Annotated in this window: 1 protein-coding gene; it reads right to left on the reverse strand. The window is 68.4% G+C overall.

Translation table 11 applies throughout. The features are described from left to right. Window positions 1–62 precede the first annotated feature (62 nt). Entirely contained in the window at window positions 63–848 is a 786-nt protein-coding gene (gene istB, locus RF640_RS18845; RefSeq protein ID WP_368828660.1) for an IS21-like element helper ATPase IstB, read from the reverse strand. Window positions 849–895 lie beyond the last annotated feature (47 nt).

Genomic DNA, 895 nt, shown 5'->3' on the forward strand with positions numbered 1-895 from the left:
TCTGTCAACGACGGTCGAAAAGTGAGCAGTAGCGACGGCCCAAAAGTGAGCAGTGGATGTCGCTAGTTGGCTTGGTGGGTGGTGCTGGGCAGGGAGTCGGTGCCCAAGGTCTTGAGCCGGTAGCTGGCGCCTTTGAGGGTGTGGACCTCGGCGTGGTGGACGATGCGGTCGATCATGGCCGCGGCGATGGTGACGTCGCCGAAGACCTCGCCCCAGCGGGCGAAAGGCAAGTTGCTGGTGAGGATCAGCGAGGCCTTCTCGTAGCGGGTCGAGACGAGCTGGAAGAACAGGTTCGCGGCCTCTTGCTCGAAGGGCAGGTAGCCGACCTCGTCGATGATGATCAGCCGGTACCGGCCCAGCTTGCGCAGCTCTGCGTCCAGGCGCCCGGTGTCGTGGGCGCCCTTGAGCCGGTGGATCCAGTCCACGGCGGTGGCGTAGAGCACCCGGTGGCCCTGCTGGCAGGCGGTGATGCCCAGGGCCGTGGCCAGGTGGGTCTTGCCCGTGCCCGGGGGCCCGAGCAGCACGATGTTGCCGGCCTCGGCCAGGTACCGGCCCGAGGCCATCGCGGCGTAGTCGGTGTGGGTGATCGCCGTCTGGGCAGTGAAGTCGAAGTCCTCGGCGGTCTTGATCGCGGGGAACCCTGCGGCAGTGATCCGCAGCCGGGCCCCGGAGGCATTGCGGGCGCCGACCTCGCGCTCGAGCACGGCGGCCAGGTACTCCTCGTAGGACCAGTGCCCCGCACGGGCAGTGTCGGCGATCCGGGCGGCGGCCTCACGGATCCGTGGGGCCTTCAACGAGGTCGTGAGGTAGTCCAGGGTCTTGGCCGTCTCGGCCGGTGTGGTGGCCATCAGGCGACCTCGATCCCGAACGCGCGGTCGTAGTCGGCCAGATCCCG

The sequence above is a fragment of the Kocuria sp. CPCC 205231 genome (assembly GCF_040980965.1).
Taxonomy (GTDB): domain Bacteria; phylum Actinomycetota; class Actinomycetes; order Actinomycetales; family Micrococcaceae; genus Kocuria; species Kocuria rosea.